Here is a 20,103-nt window from a genome sequence, read left to right on the forward strand (position 1 = left end):
TCAGGTCTGCCGCAGCGGCTCGTACGCCTCGGAGCTCAGCCCGAACGTCCAGGCCACCCCTTCGCGGGCCGTGGTCGTCGTGGGCGGCACCCGCAGCCAGTAGGTGCGGCTCGTGCCGTCCGGCTCCGGCGTGGAGTTGACGACCTCCACCATCACCACGTCCTCGTCGCCGGGCAGGGCGATGCGCCACAGCACGCCCGTCTCGTCACGGTGCACCGGCTGTGCGCCGGACTCCTCCAGATAGCGGTCGTAGCCGTAGAACTCCAGCATCACGCGGCGCAGTTCCGCGTTCTCCTCCGCCCGGATGTCCGCCGGTGTCAGCGAGCCCAGCCGGTCGAGGAAGGCGCCGGGGACGGGCAGGCCGCGCCAGGCGTGCAGGGCGAACCCGTCGGCGTAGGCGAGCGCGGGCCCGTCGCCGCGGTCCAGTCGGCCCGCCTCGTCGCGATGCAGTTCCACGGGCCGCTCGGTGAGGACCGCGACGTGCTCGTACGGCCACCACCAGCCCGCCGTGCAAGCCACCTCGGCGAGTCCGTCGAGGCCGGGGGCGGCGTCGAACGCGGACAGCCAGGCCGCGTCGTGCTGACCGAGGACGGCGTCCAGCAGGAGCAGGCGGATGCCGGTCTCCTCCTTGCGGTCCGCGGGGGCCAGGGCCTCGACGACACCGGTGCGGACGCGGTCGACCAGCGGGCGGGTCGTCTCCCACAGGGCGGCGCCCGTCGCACTCCAGTGCTCGCTCCAGCCGGTGGGACCGAGCCGGGTGTGCAGCCGGGCCCGTTCGGCGGCGACGGCTCTGTTGCGGACCGCGTCCCGCACGCTCGCCCCGGTCGCGGGCAGCGTCTCGCCGCTCCCCGTCGCTGCTCCCGACAGCAGACGCACCGCCTCCAGGGGCGAGCGGGCCCACACGATCCGTCCGGGCTCCCGCAGCCCCGCCCGCCGGTAGGCCAGGCGCACGCCCGCCTCCGCCCGGGCCCGGTCGCCCGCTCCGGTGGCCGCTGCCACCGCCCGCCAACTCGTCCGTTCCGTCACGCCGTTCCTCCTGGATCCCGTTCGTCCGTTCCCGCGGGCCGCCGCACGCCACGACCGCCCTGTTCCCGCCGGTTCAGTCGGCGACGATCCGCACCGAACCCGGCACGTACTCCCGCTGCCGTACGACCCGGTACCAGCCCTTGGGCAGGGAGATGGCCGCGTGCTCCTCGTGCACGACTCGGGCACCCTCCGGCACATGCAGCAGCATCGGCCCGAACGCGCCCGCCTCACGGACGAGACGGCCGGGGCCGACCACGGCGTGGGCGTGGCCGGTGACCTCGCCGAGGGCGAGGACGAGGCGTCCGCGCCCGTCGCGCGGCTCCGAGGCGGCGTCGAGCGCGCCGCCGGGCACGGCGCTCGGCGCCAACGGCGCGATGAGGACGTCTCCTTGCCGGTACATGGGTCTCCCTCCCGTCGGGCACTCGCTGTGCCACGACAGACCGTAGGGGCGACCACTGACAATCGGCCCGCGCACGCCCGTTCGCCGGGGCGCGCACCCCTGTTCGTCCACAGGACAGGGGTCCGCCGCACACGTTGTCAGTCGGACTTGGTAGAACTCCCCTACCCGGCTGCGCCGCGCGCTCCGGGTGCGCAGCGGGCGGGCCGGGCATGGACTCGGCGCCGCTCTCGGACATGGAACGAAGGGGCGGGGCGCACATGACCATCGGGAGCCATCTGGAGGAGTTCCACGGCCTGCCGGTCCACCGCTTCCCCGCGTCGGTGAAGGGCCCGGAGGGTGCCGCGCACCTGCCCGCCCCCGAGTCGGTGGCCTGGAGCATCGCCGTGGAGTCCTACGACAGCGAGGAGGAGTGGGAGGAGGCGTTCGCCCGGTTCCTGGCCTCCGTCGGCACCGAGAAGGTGCGGGCGCTGGTCGTGGGCGCCTGGAGCGACGCCTACGACAACGGTCCCGAGGGGATCGTCGAGGCCCTGATCGCGGCGAAGGACCGACTGCCCGTGCTGCGCGCCCTGTTCCTCGGCGACATCGTGGGGGAGGAGTGCGAGATCTCCTGGATCAACCAGGGCGATGTCGGCCCGCTGCTGGACGCCTTCCCCGAGCTGGAGGAGTTCGGTGTGCGCGGCGGCCAGGAGCTCCGGTTCCCGGCGTTGCGGCACGAGCGGCTGCGTTCGCTGACGGTGGAGACCGGCGGCATGCCCGTCGACGCCGTCCGGGGCGTCGCGGGCAGCGACCTGCCGGCCCTCGTCGAGCTGGACCTGTGGCTGGGGACGTCCGAGTACGGCGGCGACGCCGAGGTGACCGACCTCGCGCCGATCCTCGCGGGCACCCGCCTGCCGGCCCTCAAGCGCCTGGCCCTGCGCAACAGCGAGATGCAGGACGAGATCTGCGTGGCCCTCGCCTCGGCCCCCGTGGTGGCCCGCCTCGACGTCCTCGACGTGTCCATGGGCGTCCTCACCGACGACGGCGCGACCGCGCTGCTCACGGGCCAGCCGCTGTCCCACCTCACCACGCTGGACCTGCACCACAACTACCTCAGCCCCGCACTGCGCGACCGTCTCCGGGACTCCCTGGAGGCCGAGGGGGTCCAGGTCGACGTCGACGCCGACGACGCCGAGTCCGACGAGGAGGAGGACGGCACGGTCTGGCGGTTCGTCGCGGTGGGCGAGTGAGCGCGTAGCGGTCACGGTCGGGAAAAAAGGGGGCGGCATGTCCGGTTGGAGCGGTGCGGCGGGGGCGGGTCCCGGCCCGTACCGGTGGGTGGTCGTCGGGAACGGGGAGAACCGGCGGGTCGGGCTGTTCCGCGCCGCGGCCGAGGCGGCCGGTGCCGGTTCGCCCCGGGTCGTGGAGTGGCGGGACGTGCTGCGCGACGGCGGCCACGCGTTCGCCGACGACGAGATCGTCCGGCTGGACTCACCGGGCGAGAACGCCGAGGTGGACCGGCTGCTGCGGGGCGTCGGCGATCCGACGCGGGTGGAGGGCTCGGCCACCTGGTACGGCCGTTTCCTGGCCGCGGTGGGGTCGTTGCGGGGCGGGCTGCGACTGGACGATCCGGCGGATCTGCCGGTGCTGTTCGACAAGCGGCTGTGCCATGCCCGGCTCGACGCGGCGGGTGTCCCGGTGCCCCCGTCGCCCACCTCGGGCGGCGCGTGGCCGGTGCGCGGCTGGGACGACGTACGGGCGGCGATGCGGGAGCACGGCATGCCGCGTGTCTTCGTGAAACCGGCCCACGGGTCCTCCGCGTCCGGTGTGCTGGCCGTGGAGTCGTCGGCGAGCGGGCGGATCAGGGCCACCACCTCGGTGGAGGTCTCCGCCGACGGCGGGCTGCGTGCCCCGCTCCGGCTGCACAACTCGCTGCGGGTGCGGCGCTACGCGGACGAGCGGGAGATCGCCGGCATCGTCGACGTGCTCGCGTCCGACGGCCTGCACATCGAGCGCTGGCTGCCGAAGGCGTCCGCGCACGGCAGGTCCGCCGATCTTCGGGTCCTGGTCGTGGCGGGCCGGGCCACGCACGCCGTCGTGCGCACCAGCCGCTTCCCCATGACCAATCTCCATCTGGGTGGTGCTCGGGGCGATCTCACGTCGGTCGTGGACGCGGCGGGCGACCGCTGGCGGCAGGCGCTCGACATCTGCGAGCGGGCCGCCGCCTGCTTCCCCGGCACGCTGAGCGTCGGCGTGGACCTGCTCCCGGCGATCGGCTGGCGCCGGTTCGCCGTGGGCGAGGTCAACGCGTTCGGTGATCTGCTGCCCCGGCTGACCGGGCTGCCCGGCGGTCCTGCGGAGGGCCTGGACACCTACGCGGCGCAGCTCGACGCCGTGCGCGACGCCCTGGCCCCGGGCCCGTCGCCCACCGCCCCCCGGCACCACCCCCACGCGAGGAACGACCATGCGCCCTTCTGACCCGGCCGGCACGGGCGGCACCCCCGACATGAACGAGGTCGTGGGCCGCGACGACCTGCTGCTGCTCACCCTGGACACGCTGCGGTACGACGTGGCGGCACGGCTGGTGGCCGAGGGCCGGCTGCCGAACCTGGCCGGCCGGCTGCCGGGCGGTGTCTGGGAGAAGCGGCACGCACCCGGCAGCTTCACCTACGCCTCGCACCAGGCGATGTTCGCGGGTTTTCTGCCGACCCCGGCGGCGCCCGGCCCGCATCCTCGGCTGTTCGCGAGCCGGTTCGCCGGCAGCGAGACCACCGCGGGAGGCACCTTCGTCTTCGACAGCCCCGACCTGGTGTCGGCGCTCGCCGGGCGCGGCTACCGCACGGTGTGCGTCGGGGGTGTCGGCTTCTTCAACAAGCAGGGGGCCCTCGGCAGCGTCCTGCCGGACCTGTTCCAGGAGAGCCACTGGGAGCCGGAGTTCTCCGTGGCCTCCCCGACCTCCTTCGAGGCCCAGGTGACCCGCGCCGAGCGGATCGTCGCCGAACTGCCCGCCGGGCAGCGGCTGTTCCTGTTCCTCAACGCCTCGGCGCTGCACCAGCCCAACTGGTTCCACCTGCCGGGCGCCACCCGGGAGGCGGGCGACAGCCTGGACACGCACGCGGCGGCCCTGGAGTACATCGACCGCCACATCGGGCGGCTGTTCACCGCGATGAGTGCGCGGCGCCGCTGCTTCGCCGTCGTCTGCTCCGACCACGGGACCACCTACGGCGAGGACGGCTACACCGGACACCGCCTCGGCCACGAGGCCGTGTGGACCGTCCCCTACAGCCACTTCTTCCTGGAGCCGTCCGCATGACCGTGACCGCCACCGACACCACCGCGTCATCGCGCCCCTACCAGCACTACGTCTACGCCTACCCGCACAAGACGGCCTACCGGAAGCTGCCCGGCGCCCCACGGCTGGCGGAGCTGTGGGCAGGGGAGTCCCGGCAGGCGCTGTCGCTGTACGCGCACATCCCGTTCTGCGAGGTGCGCTGCGGCTTCTGCAACCTCTTCACCCGCATCGGCGCGCCCGACGGGCTGACCGGGCGCTATCTGGACGCCCTCGAACGGCAGGCGATCGCGGTACGGGAGGCCCTCGGGGACGAGGAGCCGGTGCGGTTCGCCAACGCCGCCTTCGGCGGGGGGACGCCGACCTTCCTGGAGGCCGCCGAGCTGGAGCGGCTGTGCGACATCGCCGAGCGGCACCTGGGCGCGGACCTGCGCGCGATCCCGCTGTCGGTGGAGGCGTCGCCCGCCACGGCGACGGCCGACCGGCTGGCGGTGCTGGCCGAGCGGGGCACCACACGACTGAGCCTCGGGGTGCAGAGCTTCGTGGCCGAGGAGGCCCGGGCGGCCGTACGCCCGCAGCGGCGCTCCGACGTGGAGGCGGCACTGGCCCGGATCCGCGACGCCGCCCTGCCGGTCCTCAACATCGACCTGATCTACGGCATCGACGGGCAGACGGCGGCCAGTTGGCGGCTTTCGCTGGACGCGGCCCTCGCCTGGCGGCCGGAGGAGCTCTACCTCTATCCGCTGTACGTCCGGCCGTTGACGGGGCTCGGCCGCCACGCGGACCCGGCGGTCGCGGACCTCGACTGGGACGAGACCCGGCTGCGGCGCTACCGCGAGGGCCGGGACCATCTGCTCGCGCACGGCTACGAGCAGGTCTCCATGCGGATGTTCCGCCGCACGGACGCACCCGCGCAGGGCCCGGACGACCACGCCTGCCAGACCGACGGCATGATCGGCCTGGGCTGCGGCGCGCGGTCGTACACGTCGAGGCTGCACTACTCCTTCGACTACGCGGTCGGCATGAGCCGGATCCGCACGATCATCGACGAGTACACGGCCACCGAGGACTTCGGCCGCGCCGTGCACGGCCGGGCGGTCGACGAGGACGAGGCACGGCGGCGCCACCTGCTGCAGTCGCTGCTCCAGGCCCGGGGGATGCCGGTGGCGGAGTACCGGCGGCGGTTCGGATCGGACCCGTACGCGGACTTCCCCGCGGAGCTGGAGCTGCTGGCCGGGCGCGGCTGGCTGGCGGAGGCGGGCGAGGGGCTGCTGCGCCTGTCCGACGAGGGACTGGCCCACTCGGACGCGATCGGGCCCGGGTTCTTCTCCCCCGCCGTACGGGCCGCGATGGCCGAGTACGAGCTGAGGTGACGGAGCCCATGGACCTGACGATCCTGTACCGGGGCCCCCTCGCCTCCTGCGACTACGACTGCCCGTACTGCCCCTTCGCCAAGCGCCGCGACTCCCCCGACCGGCTGCGGGCCGACCGCGCGGCCCTGGAGCGCTTCACCGGCTGGGCCCGGGAACAGACCGGTGACCGTCTCTCGGTCCTCTTCACGCCGTGGGGCGAGGGGCTGACCCGTTCCTGGTACCGCGAGGTGCTGGTCGGCCTCTCCCACGAGCCGCACATCGACCGGGTGGCGATCCAGACGAACCTGAGCTGCCGCACGGAGTGGCTGGCACGGGCCGACCCGGACACGGTGGCCCTGTGGTGCACGTACCACCCCGGGCAGACCCCGTACGAGCGGTTCCTCGACAAGACGCGAAGGCTGACCGCCACGGGGATCCGGTTCAGTGTGGGGATCGTCGGGCTGCCCGAACATCTGGAGCACGCCCGGCGGCTGCGCGGGGAGCTGCCGGAGGAGGTGTACCTGTGGGTGAACGCCGCCGAGGGGCACACCTACACCGACGAGGAGGCGGCGGTGTGGAGCGGGCTCGACCCCCTCTTCCCCTTCAGCCGCCATCCGCACCGCTCGGCGGGCCGCGCCTGCCGCACGGGCTCGACGGTCGTGTCGGTGGACGGCGAGGGGACGGTGCGGCGCTGCCACTTCGTCAAGGCGGAGCTGGGCAATCTCTACGACGGTTCCTTCCGCGCGGCGCTCGCGCCCCGCCCGTGCCCGCTGTCCGTCTGCGACTGCCACATCGGGTACGTCCACCTGGAGACACTGCCGCTGTACGACGTCTTCGCGGGCGGCGTGCTGGAACGCGTACCGACGCCGGAAGCGCGCCGGGCGGCACGACAAGGAACCGGAAAGCGAGTGAGTCCATGACCTCAGCGGTCGACGGCGGCGCGTGGATCCGTCGTTACCGGCCCGCCCCCGAGGCGGCGGTCCGACTGCTGTGCCTGCCGCACGCGGGCGGCTCGGCCGGCGCCTACCTGCCGATGGCGCGTGCCCTGGCACCTCGGGCCGATGTGCTGGCCGCGCAGTATCCGGGGCGCCAGGACCGGTACGCCGAGCCGCCGTCGACGAACCTGCGGGAGCTGGCCGAGCGGGTCGTCGAGGCCGTCGAGGCCCTCGGCGGGGACGACGACCGTCCGCTCGCCCTCTTCGGCCACAGCATGGGCGCGGTGGTCGCGCACGAGGCGGCGCTGCGGCTGGAGGCGGCCGGCCGGGCCCCGCTCCGGCTGTTCGTGTCGGGCCGGCGCGCCCCTTCGGTGATCCGGGAACCCGGGAACCTGCACAGGGCGGGCGACGCGGAACTCCTGGCCGCCGTACGCGATCTGAACGGCACCGACAGCGAGGTGTTCGAGGACGAGGAGCTGGTCCAGCTCGTCCTGCCGGCCCTGCGCGGCGACTACACGGCCCTGGAGACGTACGAGCCGCGCCCCGGCGCCCGGCTGGGCTGCCCGGTCACCGTCCTCACCGGAGACGCCGATCCCGTGACCCCGGTGGCGGACGCGCGGGCCTGGGCGGACCATACCGACGGGCCCACGGAGGTGTGCGTGTTCCCCGGCGGCCACTTCTTCCTCAACGACCGGCCGGGGGAGGTCGCCGACGTCGTGCGACGGCACCTGGGGCTGTAGTCCGGGCGCCGCGGTCCGGGGTCGGCAGACGGTGCCGGTCGGGGGCTGTCACACCCGCCAGCTGTACCGGCGCTCCGGCCGCCCGGCCACTCCGTAGCGCAGGGAGACGTCCGCGCTGCCGGTGCCGTGGAAGTACTCCAGGTAGCGGCGGGCGCTGACGCGGGAGATGCCGGTGAGGGTGGCGCACTCGGTGGCGGAGAGGCTGCCGTCGGTGCCGCGGAGGGTGCCTTCGATGAGTTCGGCGGTCTCGACACTCATGCCCTTGGGCAGGGCGCCGGCCGAGGAGGCGGGCGCGGCGGCCCCGGCGAGGACACGGTCGACGTCGGCCTGGCCGCGTACGACGGTGGTGAGCAGGCGGCCGCGCTGGGCGGCGTACCGCTGCAGCCGGGAGCGCAGTTCCTCGAACTCGAAGGGCTTGAGGAGGTAGTCGACGACGCCGTGCCGGACCGCGCCGCGCACGCTGTCGGCCTCCCGGGCGGCGCTGATGACCATGACGTCGCAGTCGTGGCCTGCGGTGCGCAGCCGGGGTATGACGTCGAGGCCGAAGCCGTCGGGGAGGTAGAGGTCGAGCAGCACCAGGTCGGGGCGGAGTTCGTCGACGGCGAGGACCGCCTGTTCGCCGGTGCTGGCGACGCCGACCACGCGGAAGGGCTCGACGCGTTCGACGAAGGCGCGGTGGACCCGGGCCACCATGAAGTCGTCGTCGACCACGAGCACGTCGATCGTGCCGGGCGGGCTGCTCGTGCCGTTCATGGTGTCGCTCCTTCCGCCACCGCGTCGGCGAGGTGGCTGACGGTCATGCGGGCGGTGAACATGGCCCCGTCCGGGGTGTTGGTCACCGAGATCTCACCGCCGTGGCGTTCGCAGACCAGGCGGGTGAGGGCCAGGCCGATGCCGCGTTCGCCTTCGCGCGCGGCCTTGGTGGTGAAGCCGTGGGAGAAGACCTCACGGGCGAGTTCGGGGGCCACGCCGGGGCCCGAGTCACGGACGACGATCTCCACGCCGGAGGCGTCCTGGCGCAGCTCCACCTCGACCCAGGCCTCGTGGCCGTCGGGGACGGTCGTGGTGGCGGCCGCGTCCACGGCGTTGTCGACGAGGTTGCCGACGACGGTCGCCACGTCGGCGGCGTCCTCGGGGGCGAGCCGGTCGAGCGCGGTGCCCTCCGAGATGCGCAGGGTTACCCGGCGTTCGGCGGCCAGGGAGGTCTTCGCCGTCAGCAGGGCGGCGACGGTGGTGTCGCGGACGCGGCGGCTGAGGGTGACGTCGAGGGAGTGGCGGCGCCGGCTCAGCGCGCGGATGTAGTGGACGACCTCGTCCTGCTCGCCGATCTGGATGAGTCCGGAGATGGTGTGCAGCTGGTTGGCGAACTCATGGGCCTGGGCGCGCAGCAGTTCGGCGGAGCTGCGGAAGGAGCCGATCTCCCGTTCGAGCCGGGCCAGCTCGGTGCGGTCCCGCAGCGTGGTGACGGAGCCGAGAGGTCGGCCGTCCTTGGTGACGGTCATCCGGTTCATCACCAGGACCCGGCCCCGGCGGACGACCACCTCGTCCCGCCGGTCGGCGGGCGCGTCCTGAGCCCCGGCGGGGCTGCCGGGGCGACCGGGGTTCCCGTCAGGCGTCTCCGCGCCGCCATCACCGGAGCCGGCGGCTCCGGCCGGGACACCGGCACCGGCGGCCGTGCCCTGGGCACCGGCCTCCCCGGCGCGGGCACCGACGGCTGCGGCGCGGGCACCGGCCTCCCCGGCGCGGGCACGGAGGGCTGTGGCGCGGGCACCGGCCTCTCCGGCACCGACGGCTGCGGCGCCGCCCCCCGTGCCCGCATCGCGGCCCCCCGTGCCCCCTCCCGTGCCCGTCCCCCCGTCGCGGACGCCACCGCCCGGCTCCTGGGCGCCCATCAGGACGTCCCGCAGGCGTCCTTCCACGCCCAGGTCGGACAGGCTCTTGCCGACGCAGTCCTCGGGCAGGTCGAGCAGGCGCCGGCCCATCTCGTTGGCGAGGGTGAGCCGGTGCTGGGGGTCGAGGGCGATCACGCCCTCGGCGATGCCGTAGAGCATGGCCTCGCGGTGTTCGGCGAGGCCGGCGATCTCCTGGGGTTCCAGACCGAGCGTCTGCCGTTTGACGCGCCGGGCCAGCAGCCAGGAACCGGCGAGACCGAGGCCGCTGGCGATGCCGAGATAGGCGAGGAGGTACGAGGAGGCTCCGCTGAGGCGCTGCCACACGGTCGGGGCGGCCTCGCCGATCATCACCGTGCCCAGCAGCCGGCCCAGGTCGTCGTCGACCGTCGCGCCGAGCACGGGGACCTGGGCGACCAGTTCACGGCTGCCGTCGAAGGTCAGCGGCCCGGACCAGCCACGGCCCGACACCACGCCCTCGTCGGCGGGCAGGGTGTCGCCGATCACGGTGGGGTCGGTGGAGCTGACGATCCGGCCGTCGGCGTCGGCGACGGTGACGGACGTGACCCCGGACTGCGTCTGGACGGAGTTCACCAGGGGCGCCAGCGCCTCGTGCGCGACGCGCTGGGCGAGCCGGTCACGGACCAGGGGATTGGCGGCGAGCTGCTCGGCGAGGGCGGTGACCCGGCGTCCCTCGACCCGGTTGAAGGTGGCCGCCGACTGGGTGAGCGAGACCGCCGCGACCGCCAGCAGCACCACCACGACGATGGCGAGCTGGAGGACCAGCATCTCGCCTGCGAGGGTATGGCGACGGAACACCACGACGGACTCTTCTCTCGTGCCGACACGTTGTCAGGCGGCTCGGGCGCCGGCCTGTGCGGTGGGTCGCACAATCATGGCGCCCGGTCCCGATCCGGGAAAGAGAGGTGTGCGGGACGTGCTCATACGGTGACAGGGGCCGTGACCACTACGACCACAACCTCCGTTGTTTGCGCAACGGAATCGGTTCCGCTCCCCATGGGCACGATGTGGTCCAGATCACTCATCTCCCGACCCCGACCGACAGGTGGTGGCATTCGTGCGGCTGCGCACCCCCCTCGCCCTGCTCGGGGCGGCCGCTCTCGTGCTCGTGGGGCCGCCGCTGCTGACGACCGGCAGCGGCGGCGAGTCCGGCACCCAGATCCCGGGCCTGCGCTTCATGGTGCCGAACACCCCCGGCGGCGGCTACGACATCACGGCCCGGACGGCCGCGAAGAACGCCGAGGACGCCGGGCTCACCCACAACATCGAGGTGTTCAACCTGCCGGGGGCCGGCGGCACGGTCGGTCTGAGCCGGCTGGTCGGCGAGCACGGCAACGGCCGGCTCGCGATGTCGATGGGCCTCGGCGTCGTCGGCGCCGTCCGCTCCAACGACGCGCCGAAGACGCTCGCCGACACCACGCCGATCGCCCGCCTCACCGAGGAGCAGGACGTCGTGGTGGTCGCCAAGGACTCGCCGTACAAGACGATCGACGAGTTGATCGGGGCGTGGAAGGAGGACCCGGGCAAGCTGCCGGTGGGCGGCGGGTCGGCGCCGGGCGGGCCGGACCATCTGGCGCCGATGCTGATGGCGCGGGCCGCCGGGATCGCTCCGAAGGACGTCAACTACATCCCCTTCGACGGCGGCGGCGAACTGCTCGCCTCGATCCTCGGCGACAAGGTCGCCTTCGGGGTGTCGGGGGTCGGCGAGTACCTGGACCAGATCAGGGCGGGCGAGCTGCGGCTGCTCGCGGTGACGGGCCCGAAGCGGGTGGCCGGGCTCGACGCGCCCACCCTCCAGGAGGCGGGCTACGACGTGAGCTTCACCAACTGGCGCGGCATCGTCGCCCCGCCCGGCCTCACCGAGGCCCAGCGCGACAAGCTCACCCGGCTGATCGAGGAGCTGCACGACTCACCGCAGTGGCGGCAGTCGTTGAAGCGACACGGCTGGGACGACGCGTTCCTGACCGGCGACGAGTTCGGCGCGTTCCTGGACGCCCAGGACAGGCGTGTGGTGTCGGTGCTGAAGGAGCTGGGGCTGTGACGACGGACACGGACACCACCGGCACTCCCCCGCCGCCCGCCGCCGAGAGCCGCTCCTGGCTGCGTGACCGCTCCGAGCTGGGGGTATGCGTCCTGCTGCTGGCGCTCGGCATCCTGGTCCTGACCGACGCGCTCACCATGGACGTGGACATCGCCCAGCGCGGGCCGGTCGGCCCGAGGACGGTTCCTGTCGTGGTCGGCGCCGGGCTGCTGCTGATCGCCGCGCTGCTCGCGGTGGACGTGCTGCGGGGCGGCCGGGGCCAGGCCGAGGGCGGCGAGGACATCGACCTGTCCGAGCCCGCCGACTGGCGCACGGTGCTGTTGCTCGCCGGGGTCTTCCTCGGCGCGGCGGTCCTGATCGAGCCGCTCGGCTTCCCCGTGGCCGGCGCCCTGCTGTTCTGGGGCGCGGCCTACGCGCTCGGCAGCCGGCACCTGGACCGCGACCCGCTGATCGCGGCCGTCCTCTCCCTGGTCACGTACGTCCTGTTCGACAACCTGCTCGGGGTACCCCTGCCGGGCGGCCCGCTGATGGGAGTGCTCTGACGTGGACGCCTTCAGCTCCCTCCTCGACGGCTTCGGCACGGCCCTGACGCCGGTCAACATCCTGTGGGCCGCGGTCGGTGTGCTCCTGGGCACCGCCATCGGTGTGCTGCCCGGTATCGGGCCCGCCATGGCGGTCGCGCTGCTGCTGCCGGTCACGTACGGGCTGGATCCGGTGGGCGCGTTCATCATGTTCGCGGGCATCTACTACGGCGCGATGTTCGGCGGTTCCACCACCTCGATCCTCCTCAACACCCCCGGCGAGAGCGCGGCCGTGGTCGCGGCCATGGAGGGCAACCCGATGGCCAAGGCGGGGCGCGGCGCGCAGGCGCTCGCGGCCGCCGCCATCGGGCACTTCGCGGGCGGCATGGTCGGCACGCTCCTGCTGGTGGTCCTCGCGCCGAAGGTCGCCGAGCTGGCCGTGGACATCGGCGCCCCCGACTACTTCGCGATCATGGTGCTGGCGTTCATCGCCGTGACGTCCGTGCTGGGCTCGTCCCGGGTCCGGGGCCTCGCCTCCCTCCTCGTCGGCCTGACGATCGGTCTGGTGGGCCTGGACCAGATGACCGGCCAGCAGCGGCTGACCTTCGGCTCGCTCCAGCTCGCCGACGGCATCGACGTGGTGATCGTCGCGGTGGGCCTGTTCGCCATCGGGGAGGCACTGTGGGTGGCCGCGCACCTGCGGCGCAGTCCGCCCGAGCCGATCCCGGTGGGCCGGCCGTGGCTCGGCCGGTCCGATGTGAAGCGGACCTGGAAGTCCTGGCTGCGGGGCCCGTTCATCGGCTTCCCGTTCGGCGCGATCCCGGCGGGCGGCGCCGAGATCCCCACCTTCCTGTCGTACGTCACCGAGAAGCGGCTGTCGAAGCACCCGGACGACTGGGGCAAGGGCGCCATCGAGGGCGTGGCGGGCCCGGAGTCGGCCGCCTCGGCCTCGGCGGCGGGCACCCTGGTCTCCATGCTGACCCTGGGCCTGCCCACCACGGCGGTGGCGGCGGTCATGCTGGCCGCCTTCCAGCAGTACGGCATCCAGCCGGGTCCCCTGCTGTTCGAACGCGAGCCCGACCTGGTGTGGGGCCTGATCGCCTCGCTGTTCGTCGGCATGGTGCTGCTGCTCGCCCTCAACCTGCCGCTGGCCCCGCTGTGGGCGAAACTGCTGCGCATCCCGCGCCCGTACCTCTACGCGGGCATCCTCTTCTTCGCCGCGGTCGGCGCGTACGCGGTCGGCGGTGAGGTGATCGACCTGGTGATCCTGTTGGTCATCGGCCTGATCGGGTTCGGCATGCGCCGCTACGGTCTGCCGGTGCTGCCGGCCGTCATCGGCGTCATCCTCGGCCCGAACGCCGAGCAACAACTGCGCCGCGCCCTCCAGATCAGCGACGGCAGCGTCACAGGGCTCGTGAACACGCCGTTCTCGGTGACGGTGTACGCGATCATCGCCGTGCTGCTGGCCTGGCCGCTGCTGCGGCGACTGCTCCCCGGCGCCCGGAACCGCGACCGCACGCCCGCCGGCGCCGGGTGAGCCCCAGCCCCGGGGCGACGGTCAGCCCGCCGCCCCCCGCTCCGCCTCCTCGTGCAGGAACGCGCTGATCTGACCGGCGATGCCCTCGCGGCCCGGGCCGGCCGCCGGGTCGAGGAGGTCCTCGTCGATGCCGATGCCGCCGGACCACAGGTACCGCTCGGTCCACTCCTCGTCGACCCGCAGCTGGACCTGGATGTCGAACTGGGTGAGGTGGGCCTCGGGAGCCGCCGCGTAGAGCACGGAGGTGGCGCGCCGCAGCGGGTAGAGGTCGAAGCCCTCGATGAACCGGGAGTTGCGCCAGTCGAGGAACGCGCTCTCGCCGTCGGCTCCGGTGCGGATGTCGAGCTGGCCGTCCTCCAGGTGCAGGCCGACGTGTTCGGCGCCGCGGTTCTCCACCGTCACCCGGAACCGGAAGTACGCGAGGCCCTCGGCGGCGTCGTCGCGGCCCCGTGGGGGCTCGGCGCACTCCACCTGGTGGACGCGCACGCGCAGGCCGGCCAGGTCACCCTCGTACTCCTGCCAGTCCCCGATCACATTGGGCTCGCGCACCGTCCACCTCTCCACATCGGCGGGACCTCTCCCGCGTTCGCGCGCACCACAGTGCCACACCCGTCGGACGTCCGGGTTCGGGGCATCTCCGCCGGTCAGAGGTGATCAAGCCGTGTGCAGCGACGATTGCCGGGAGGGCCTCGCACAGGCGGGTGCGCACGTGCCGCACATCACGTTCACGGCCCACGGTGCGGATGCGTGGCGGCCGACTTGCCGATTCCCCGCGCGCGACGTCGGGGTCGTACGCTACGTTCGATCACCGCCGGTTGGCGCACCGCTCGGCGAGGTCACGTGCAGGGAAGGTTCTGAGCGTCGCATGGGCAACTTCGGTCTTGCTCCACCGACGGGACCGGTCATGGCCGGAGGGCTGGCCGACGCACTGTTCGAGACGGCATACCGTGATCCCGCTCTGCCGCAGATCGCCCGCCGCGACCCTGCCTTCCCGGACGCCTGGACCCGGGTGAGCGCGGCCGAGACGCGGGACGAAGTGGCCGATCTGGCCAAGGGGTTGATCGCGTCGGGGATCCGGCCGGGCAACCGGGTGGCCGTGATGGCCCGCACCCGGTACGAGTGGACGCTGCTCGCCGTCGCGTTGTGGGCCGTGGGCGCCGAGATCGTACCGGTATGCCCCACGTCGTCGCGCGACCAGATCGAGTGGATCCTTCGGGACGCGGCCTGTGTGGGTGTGGTCGTCGAGGACGAACTGGGCGTGATGACGGTCGGGTCGGTGTGCGCCAAGCTGCCGCTGCTGCGCCACGTCTGGCAGTTGGACGCCGACTCCCTGCCGCAGCTCGTCGAGGCCGGCCGGGAGGTACCGGACGCGACGGTGGACTCGCTGCGCCGCATCGTCATGCCGGACTCCACGGCGGTGATCGCGTACACCTCCGGCACGACCGGCCGCCCCCGGGGCTGTGCGCTCTCCCACCGCAGTCTGGCCAGCCCCTGCGACGTGCTGCTCGCCGGCTGGCGGCAGACGACCGCCGCGCCGGGCGAACAGCCGGCGATCCTGGCGTTCCTGCCGTTCTCACACGTCTACGGCCTGATGATCCAGGGCATGTGTCTGCGCGGCGGGCTGCTCCTCGCGCACGAACCGCAGCCGACCGAGGAGGCGCTGTCCGCCGCGCTGCGGTCTTTCAAGCCGACCTTCCTCTTCGGTGTGCCCTATCTCTTCGAGAAGATCTACAAGAACTTCCTGCGCAGGGCCCAACAGGCCGGCCGGGGACCCCTGTTCGAGCGCGCGGTGCGCACGGCCCAGGACTACGCCCTCGCCGCCGAACGGCAGCGGCTGGGCACCGGCCCCGGCCCCGCGATGGACCTGAAGCTGCAACACGCGTTCTACGAGAAGGCGGTGTACCGCAAGCTGCGCGGGGCCCTCGGCGGCCGGGTGCGCGGCGGCTGCTCCGGCGGCTCCCCCCTCAACCGTGACCTCGCGCTGTTCTACGCCGGCATCGGCATCCTCGTCCATGACGGGTACGGCCTCACCGAGACCGCCGGCGGCATCACCGCCCAGCCGGTGGGCCGGGAGAAGTTCGGCACCGTGGGCCGTCCGCTGCCGGGGACGGAGATCCGGGTGGCCCGGGACGGGGAGATCCTCGTCAACGGCCCTTCGGTGTTCCAGGGTTACGTCAACGACGAGACGGGCACGCGGGCCGCGCTGCAGGACGGCTGGCTGGCCACCGGGGACATCGGACGGCTGGACAACGAGGGGTATCTGTCGATCACCGGCCGCAAGAAGGAGATCATCATCACCAGCGGGGGCAAGGGCGTGGCCCCGGCACCGCTGGAGGAGCAGCTGCGGATGCACCCGCTGATCCACCAGGCGGTGGTCGTGGGCGACAACCGGCCCTGCGTGGGGGCCCTGCTCACCCTGGACCCGGAGTTCCTCGCGCACTGGCGGGGGTCGCTGTCCGCGCCGGGTGAGCTGCTGGGCCGGGAGGCGCGGGAGGAGAACGCGCTGCGGCAGGAGGTGCTGCGGGCGATCGCGGCGGCCAACAGCACGGTGTCGCGCGCGGAGTCGATCCGTGTGTACCGCATCCTGCCCGAGCCCTTCGACCTCGCCAACGGCCTGCTCACCCCGTCGATGAAGCTGCGCCGGGACGCCATCGTGCGGCGGTACGAGGCGGAGATCGAGGCGATGTACGCGACCTCGGCGCGGGCGCTGCGCCGCGGCGTGCCGGAGGAGGCCGGGGGCTGGGACGACTCGGACTCCGACGACGTCTTCCGCCGCGCCCGGCACTGACCGTACCGCCGGCACCGCCGTACTGACCACACGGTGGTGCGGAGCCGAACAGAACGAACAGAATCCAACAAGGGGGACGATCCATGGCGCGTATGGGGCCGAGGAAGCTGTTGACCACGGTGATGGCGCTCGGCGGCGGAGCTTTTCTGTTCGGAGCGGGGGTGCTCCGGCTGGAGACGCAACTGAACGGGGTGGCGGGGCAGTTCGTCGTCGCCCGGTGCCAGGTTTCCGAGTCGGACGGTGAGGAGGACTGGTCGTGCGAAGGGTCCTTCCGGGCCGACGACGGCTCCTTCCGCATCCCGAGGGTCGAGGTCGACACCACGTTCGCGAGCAGGCCCACCGGGCCGGTGCGCGTCCACGTGGACGACGAGTCGTCGACCACGGCCGTCGTGCGGGACAACGGCGTCTGGCTCTACCCGGGCGCCACCGGCCTGGTGTGCCTGGCCGTGGGCGGCTGGAACGTACGGTCCGCGCTCAGACGGCCGCGGCAGGAGCCGAGCCGGGAGCCGACGGCTCCCGCACCCTCCTGACCACGGACCGGGCGACTGTTGACGAAACGGTCCTCCGGATGCGGAGATGCTCCGGGCGACAGCGGGAAACCGCTTCCCGCGAGCACTCCGCACCACCGTGAGACGAAGGCTGAGGACCAGAACCCATGGCACTGCAGATCAGCGCCACCAACCCGGAACACCCCGCGCTGCTCCTCGAACTGCCGTGGCACGTGCCGCTGGAGGAGTGGCCCGAGCACCATCTCGTGCCGCTCCCCCGCGGTATCTCCCGGCATGTCGTGCGCTACGCCCGGGCCGGAGACGAGGTCGTCGCCGTCAAGGAACTCGCCGAGCGGCCCGCCCTGCGCGAGTACGAGCTGCTGCGCGACCTGGACCGGCTCGGCATCCCGGCCGTGGACGCCCTCGGTGTGGTCACCGGCCGTCTCGACGACGCGGGCGATCCCCTGGAGTCGGTGCTGATCACCCGGCATCTGGGCGGCTCGATGCCGTACCGCTCGATGTTCGAGACGACCATGCGTCCCGCCACCATGCACCGGCTGATGGACGCCCTCGCCGTCCTGCTGGTGCGCCTGCACCTCACCGGGTTCGCGTGGGGCGACTGCTCACTGTCCAACACGCTGTTCCGGCGGGACGCGGGCGCGTACGCCGCGTACCTGGTGGACGCGGAGACGGGCGACCTGCACAGCCGGCTCAGCTCCGGGCAGCGGGAGTACGACCTCGATCTCGCCCGGGTGAACATCAGCGGCGAGCTGCTGGACCTGGAGGCGTCCGGCGCGCTGCACCCCTCGGTCGACCCCATCGAGTTCGGCAACGAGATCTGCTCCCGCTACCACGGGCTGTGGGAGGAGCTGACGCGCCGGTCGGTCTACCCGGCCGGGAAGTACCACTACATCGAGCGCCGGATCCGCCGCCTCAACGAACTCGGTTTCGACGTCGCCGAGATGCAGATCGAGCACGCCGACAACGGTGACACGGTGACGTTCGTGCCCAAGGTCGTCGACGCCGGCCACCACCAGCGGCAGCTGCTGCGGCTCACCGGTCTGGACACCGAGGAGAACCAGGCCCGGCGGCTGCTGAGCGACCTGGAGAGCTGGATGGCCACCCAGGACGACTACGCCCCGGGCGACCCTCTCGGCGCCCGCCCCGAGGTGCTGGCCCACCGCTGGGTGCGGGAGGTGTTCCGGCCGACCGTGCGGGCCGTCCCGCTCGAACTGCGCGGCTCGATGGACGCGGCGGAGATCTACCACCAGCTCCTCGAACACCGCTGGTACCTGTCCGAGCGGGCCCAGCACGACATCGGCCTGGACACGGCCGTGAAGGACTACATCGACAACGTCCTGCCGAGGACCCTGGCGCTGCTTCCGCCACCGGCGGAGGACGTCACCCCCATGTGAGCCGCCGGGCGGCCGGCACCGCCGACCGCCCTCACTCGTGCGGGACGACGGCCACCGGGCAGTGCGCGTGGTGCAGGACGCCGTGGGTGACCGAGCCGAGCCGGGCGCCGACGGCCGTACGACGGGCGCGGCGCCCGACCACCATCAGCTGGGCCCGGTGCGCCACGGACAGCAGTACCTGCCCGGCGCTGCCGATCTCGACGTGCTCGGTGACGGGCACCTCGGGGAACCTCTCCCGCCACGGCTCCAGCGCGGCGGCCAGCGCCTTCTTCTCGTACGGCTCCAGGCCGCCGGCCTCGTCGAGGAGCTTCAGCGAGCCGGGGCTGTACGCGTACAGCGGCGGCAGCGCCCACGCCCGGACCGCGCGCAGGGACGCCCCGCGGGCCGCCGCCGTCTCGAACGCGAACCGCAGCACGTCGGCGCTGTCCTCCGCCGTTCCCTGCTGGCCCACGACGACCTCACGCCCGGCGGCCTCTCCCGCCGGGCTGTCCTCGGCGCGCACGAGCACGACGGGACGCGGCGACTCCACGATCACCTGCTGTCCGACGGAGCCGAGCAGGAAGCCGATCACCGCCCCGTGCCCGCGCGAGCCGAGCACCAGCGTCTCGGCCGAGCCGGCGACGCCGGCCAGGATCTCGACCGGCGGCCCCTCCAGCAGTTCCGTCGTCACCGCCAGTGCGGGGTGCCGCTCGCCGACACCCCGCGCCGCCTCGGCGAGGGCCTCCTCGGCCCAGCGGGCCTGTCCGTCCCGGTCCACGGCGACCGCCTCGTGCGGCTCCCACTGCCACGCGTGCACCACCCGCAGCGCCAGGTCCCGGCGTATGGCCTCACGGCCGGCCCACGCCAGGGCGGCGAGGCTCTCGGGCGTGCCGTCCACTGCGGCGGTGATGGGGCGCGTCGTCATCGCCCACCTCTCTGTAGTCACATCGCTGACGGGCCCAGTCTTCACTACGCTCGCCGTATGACCCTGGAGTGGGAGCAGTTGGTGGTGGACGCCGCCGATCCGGCGGCCCTCGGGCGCTGGTGGGCGCGGGCGCTCGGCTGGGTCGTCGTCGACGACTCCCCCGAGGAGTGCGAGATCCGTCCGGCCCCGGACCGCCTTCCCGGACTGCTGTTCGGACGCGATCCGGGGGCGAAGCACGTCAAGAACCGGCTGCATCTCGACTTCCGCCCCGACGACCAGGCCGCTGAGGTCGGCCGCCTGCTCGCCCTCGGGGCCCGGCACGCGGACGTCGGGCAGCGCGGTGACGAGCCCTGGGTGGTGCTCGCGGACCCGGAGGGCAACGAGTTCTGCGTCCTGGCCCCGCGTAGGACCTGAACCCCGGCGTACGCTCCCGGTCCCGCTCGGGGGAACCGAGCGAACCCGGACGGTCGTACATACGATGGGCCCATTGGCTCGGGGTGGAGGCGTATGACTCAGGCGGTCGGTCCGGCGCGGAACGTGATCCTCATGGTGGATGACGATCCCGGGGTCTCGCGTGCGGTGGCAACGGGACCTGCGGCGCAGGTACGGCGAGTCATACCGGCTCGTGCGGGCGGAGTCCGGGCAATCGGCGCCGGAGGCCCTGCGGGAGCTGAAGCTGCGCGGGGGCTCAGGGACCCGGGGCCCGGCTTCTCAGGGGCGCGGGGACCTGCGCGGTCAGCCCCCCACCGGGGTCGCGGACGACGCGGCGCCAGGCTCTCAC

The 20,103-nt window shown here is 73.2% G+C and carries 19 protein-coding genes and 1 pseudogene; 14 read left to right on the top strand and 6 right to left on the bottom strand.

What is annotated here, in order from left to right:
- Positions 1-1,026 (bottom strand): DUF6745 domain-containing protein, encoded by a 1,026-nt coding sequence (locus tag ACFU5F_RS30470; protein WP_383894078.1) that lies wholly within the window; start codon positions 1,024-1,026, stop codon positions 1-3.
- A 73-nt stretch (positions 1,027-1,099) separates the two neighbouring features.
- A complete protein-coding gene (locus tag ACFU5F_RS30475) occupies positions 1,100-1,426 on the bottom strand; it encodes a hypothetical protein (protein ID WP_383894080.1) in 327 nt (108 codons plus the stop codon).
- Between the two features lie 257 nt (positions 1,427-1,683).
- Between ACFU5F_RS30475 and ACFU5F_RS30480 the strand changes: the two genes are divergently transcribed.
- From ACFU5F_RS30480 to ACFU5F_RS30505, 6 genes are read left to right on the top strand one after another with little or no spacing between them, the layout of a single operon-like run.
- Positions 1,684-2,652 carry an STM4015 family protein gene (locus ACFU5F_RS30480; RefSeq protein ID WP_383894082.1) on the top strand — a complete coding sequence of 323 codons (969 nt, stop codon included), beginning with the start codon at positions 1,684-1,686 and terminating at the stop codon, positions 2,650-2,652.
- A gap of 37 nt (positions 2,653-2,689) precedes the next feature.
- Positions 2,690-3,880: an STM4014 family protein gene (locus ACFU5F_RS30485; RefSeq protein ID WP_383894085.1), complete on the top strand. Its 1,191-nt coding sequence runs from the start codon at positions 2,690-2,692 to the stop codon at positions 3,878-3,880.
- Between the two features lie 28 nt (positions 3,881-3,908).
- Positions 3,909-4,715: an STM4013/SEN3800 family hydrolase gene (locus tag ACFU5F_RS30490; protein ID WP_383894163.1), complete on the top strand. Its 807-nt coding sequence runs from the start codon at positions 3,909-3,911 to the stop codon at positions 4,713-4,715.
- Positions 4,712-6,064, top strand: coding sequence for an STM4012 family radical SAM protein (locus ACFU5F_RS30495; RefSeq protein WP_383894088.1), 1,353 nt, complete (start codon positions 4,712-4,714; stop codon positions 6,062-6,064). Before ACFU5F_RS30490 ends, ACFU5F_RS30495 begins: the two co-directional genes overlap by 4 nt.
- Before the next feature lie 8 nt (positions 6,065-6,072).
- Positions 6,073-6,963 carry an STM4011 family radical SAM protein gene (locus ACFU5F_RS30500; protein ID WP_383894091.1) on the top strand — a complete coding sequence of 297 codons (891 nt, stop codon included), beginning with the start codon at positions 6,073-6,075 and terminating at the stop codon, positions 6,961-6,963.
- Positions 6,960-7,718 carry a thioesterase II family protein gene (locus tag ACFU5F_RS30505; RefSeq protein WP_383894093.1) on the top strand — a complete coding sequence of 253 codons (759 nt, stop codon included), beginning with the start codon at positions 6,960-6,962 and terminating at the stop codon, positions 7,716-7,718. Before ACFU5F_RS30500 ends, ACFU5F_RS30505 begins: the two co-directional genes overlap by 4 nt.
- A gap of 48 nt (positions 7,719-7,766) precedes the next feature.
- On the opposite strand, the gene ACFU5F_RS30510 is transcribed toward ACFU5F_RS30505, so the two are convergent.
- Positions 7,767-8,471 carry a response regulator gene (locus ACFU5F_RS30510; RefSeq protein WP_383894096.1) on the bottom strand — a complete coding sequence of 235 codons (705 nt, stop codon included), beginning with the start codon at positions 8,469-8,471 and terminating at the stop codon, positions 7,767-7,769.
- The gene (locus ACFU5F_RS30515; RefSeq protein ID WP_383894099.1) at positions 8,468-10,396 is read right to left on the bottom strand and encodes an ATP-binding protein; all 1,929 of its coding nucleotides are present in this window, start codon (positions 10,394-10,396) and stop codon (positions 8,468-8,470) included. The genes ACFU5F_RS30510 and ACFU5F_RS30515 overlap by 4 nt, the downstream gene beginning before the upstream one ends.
- Before the next feature lie 289 nt (positions 10,397-10,685).
- On the opposite strand from ACFU5F_RS30515, the gene ACFU5F_RS30520 reads away from it, so the two are divergent.
- From ACFU5F_RS30520 to ACFU5F_RS30530, 3 genes are read left to right on the top strand one after another with little or no spacing between them, the layout of a single operon-like run.
- Entirely contained in the window at positions 10,686-11,669 is a 984-nt protein-coding gene (locus ACFU5F_RS30520) for a Bug family tripartite tricarboxylate transporter substrate binding protein (protein WP_383894166.1), read from the top strand.
- Complete coding sequence (locus ACFU5F_RS30525; protein ID WP_383894102.1) at positions 11,666-12,211, top strand: tripartite tricarboxylate transporter TctB family protein; 546 nt, start codon at positions 11,666-11,668, stop codon at positions 12,209-12,211. The genes ACFU5F_RS30520 and ACFU5F_RS30525 overlap by 4 nt, the downstream gene beginning before the upstream one ends.
- A gap of 1 nt (position 12,212) precedes the next feature.
- Entirely contained in the window at positions 12,213-13,727 is a 1,515-nt protein-coding gene (locus ACFU5F_RS30530; protein ID WP_383894104.1) for a tripartite tricarboxylate transporter permease, read from the top strand.
- Between the two features lie 21 nt (positions 13,728-13,748).
- Here ACFU5F_RS30530 and ACFU5F_RS30535 read toward each other — a convergent pair whose 3' ends face one another.
- Entirely contained in the window at positions 13,749-14,276 is a 528-nt protein-coding gene (locus ACFU5F_RS30535) for a hypothetical protein (protein ID WP_383894107.1), read from the bottom strand.
- Positions 14,277-14,592: 316 nt separating this feature from the next.
- Here ACFU5F_RS30535 and ACFU5F_RS30540 point away from each other — a divergent pair, with 316 nt between their 5' ends.
- The 3 genes from ACFU5F_RS30540 to ACFU5F_RS30550 all read left to right on the top strand — a co-directional run bounded on the left by ACFU5F_RS30540 (position 14,593) and on the right by ACFU5F_RS30550 (position 18,418).
- Positions 14,593-16,515 (top strand): AMP-dependent synthetase/ligase, encoded by a 1,923-nt coding sequence (locus tag ACFU5F_RS30540; protein ID WP_383894109.1) that lies wholly within the window; start codon positions 14,593-14,595, stop codon positions 16,513-16,515.
- Positions 16,516-16,598: 83 nt separating this feature from the next.
- A complete protein-coding gene (locus tag ACFU5F_RS30545) occupies positions 16,599-17,045 on the top strand; it encodes a hypothetical protein (protein ID WP_383894112.1) in 447 nt (148 codons plus the stop codon).
- Positions 17,046-17,170: 125 nt separating this feature from the next.
- Positions 17,171-18,418 carry a DUF4032 domain-containing protein gene (locus ACFU5F_RS30550; RefSeq protein WP_383894115.1) on the top strand — a complete coding sequence of 416 codons (1,248 nt, stop codon included), beginning with the start codon at positions 17,171-17,173 and terminating at the stop codon, positions 18,416-18,418.
- A 31-nt stretch (positions 18,419-18,449) separates the two neighbouring features.
- Here the strand turns inward: ACFU5F_RS30550 and ACFU5F_RS30555 are convergent, their stop codons facing one another.
- Entirely contained in the window at positions 18,450-19,322 is an 873-nt protein-coding gene (locus tag ACFU5F_RS30555) for a universal stress protein (protein WP_383894118.1), read from the bottom strand.
- 57 nt (positions 19,323-19,379) lie between these two features.
- Between ACFU5F_RS30555 and ACFU5F_RS30560 the strand changes: the two genes are divergently transcribed.
- Both ACFU5F_RS30560 and ACFU5F_RS30565 read left to right on the top strand, forming a co-directional pair.
- Positions 19,380-19,736, top strand: coding sequence for a VOC family protein (locus ACFU5F_RS30560; RefSeq protein WP_383894121.1), 357 nt, complete (start codon positions 19,380-19,382; stop codon positions 19,734-19,736).
- A 93-nt stretch (positions 19,737-19,829) separates the two neighbouring features.
- Positions 19,830-20,007: pseudogene (locus tag ACFU5F_RS30565) on the top strand (fused response regulator/thioredoxin-disulfide reductase); the annotation flags it as partial.
- Positions 20,008-20,103 lie beyond the last annotated feature (96 nt).

It is taken from the genome of Streptomyces sp. NPDC057438, assembly GCF_042802995.1.
Taxonomy (GTDB): Bacteria; Actinomycetota; Actinomycetes; order Streptomycetales; family Streptomycetaceae; genus Streptomyces.

Excerpts from the sequence above, each read along its gene's own strand:
- ACFU5F_RS30475 (WP_383894080.1), bottom strand. The coding sequence starts at position 1,426 with ATGTACCGGCAAGGAGACGTCCTCATCGCGCCGTTGGCGCCGAGCGCC.
- ACFU5F_RS30480 (WP_383894082.1), top strand. The coding sequence starts at position 1,684 with ATGACCATCGGGAGCCATCTGGAGGAGTTCCACGGCCTGCCGGTCCAC.
- ACFU5F_RS30485 (WP_383894085.1), top strand. The coding sequence starts at position 2,690 with ATGTCCGGTTGGAGCGGTGCGGCGGGGGCGGGTCCCGGCCCGTACCGG.
- ACFU5F_RS30490 (WP_383894163.1), top strand. The coding sequence starts at position 3,909 with ATGAACGAGGTCGTGGGCCGCGACGACCTGCTGCTGCTCACCCTGGAC.
- ACFU5F_RS30495 (WP_383894088.1), top strand. The coding sequence starts at position 4,712 with ATGACCGTGACCGCCACCGACACCACCGCGTCATCGCGCCCCTACCAG.
- ACFU5F_RS30500 (WP_383894091.1), top strand. The coding sequence starts at position 6,073 with ATGGACCTGACGATCCTGTACCGGGGCCCCCTCGCCTCCTGCGACTAC.
- ACFU5F_RS30505 (WP_383894093.1), top strand. The coding sequence starts at position 6,960 with ATGACCTCAGCGGTCGACGGCGGCGCGTGGATCCGTCGTTACCGGCCC.
- ACFU5F_RS30510 (WP_383894096.1), bottom strand. The coding sequence starts at position 8,471 with ATGAACGGCACGAGCAGCCCGCCCGGCACGATCGACGTGCTCGTGGTC.
- ACFU5F_RS30515 (WP_383894099.1), bottom strand. The coding sequence starts at position 10,396 with ATGCTGGTCCTCCAGCTCGCCATCGTCGTGGTGGTGCTGCTGGCGGTC.
- ACFU5F_RS30540 (WP_383894109.1), top strand. The coding sequence starts at position 14,593 with ATGGGCAACTTCGGTCTTGCTCCACCGACGGGACCGGTCATGGCCGGA.
- ACFU5F_RS30545 (WP_383894112.1), top strand. The coding sequence starts at position 16,599 with ATGGCGCGTATGGGGCCGAGGAAGCTGTTGACCACGGTGATGGCGCTC.
- ACFU5F_RS30550 (WP_383894115.1), top strand. The coding sequence starts at position 17,171 with ATGGCACTGCAGATCAGCGCCACCAACCCGGAACACCCCGCGCTGCTC.
- ACFU5F_RS30555 (WP_383894118.1), bottom strand. The coding sequence starts at position 19,322 with ATGACGACGCGCCCCATCACCGCCGCAGTGGACGGCACGCCCGAGAGC.
- ACFU5F_RS30560 (WP_383894121.1), top strand. The coding sequence starts at position 19,380 with ATGACCCTGGAGTGGGAGCAGTTGGTGGTGGACGCCGCCGATCCGGCG.